Source organism: Pseudomonas sp. SIMBA_067 (genome assembly GCF_046534675.1).
GTDB classification, from domain to species: domain Bacteria; phylum Pseudomonadota; class Gammaproteobacteria; order Pseudomonadales; family Pseudomonadaceae; genus Aquipseudomonas; species Aquipseudomonas putida.
On the sequence record NZ_JAWRYH010000312.1, the window covers coordinates 1 to 278 of the forward strand.

Genomic DNA, 278 nt, shown 5'->3' on the forward strand with positions numbered 1-278 from the left:
TTCCAGCGTCTGCTGGGTACGTTCCGGCAGCGGGTAATGTTCTTCTGCCAGCACTTTGCTACTGAGATCAAACAGAGTGATGGTGGCGTCGTGACGACCAAGCCGTACGCCGATTGCGTGGAAATTGCGGGTTTCGGTGACAATAGAGATAGCGCGGCGGCCCCCAGTGGAGGCCTGCTGATCAACCTCTTTGATCAGCCCGCGTTCGATAAGCTGACGCGTAATTTTGGTTACGCTGGCGGGGGCAAGCTGGCTTTGCTCGGCAATCTGAATCCGCG

1 pseudogene is annotated in these 278 nt (G+C 57.2%); it reads right to left on the reverse strand.

What is annotated here, in order from left to right:
* Nucleotides 1–278: pseudogene (locus SB765_RS29240) on the reverse strand (transcriptional regulator); the annotation flags it as partial.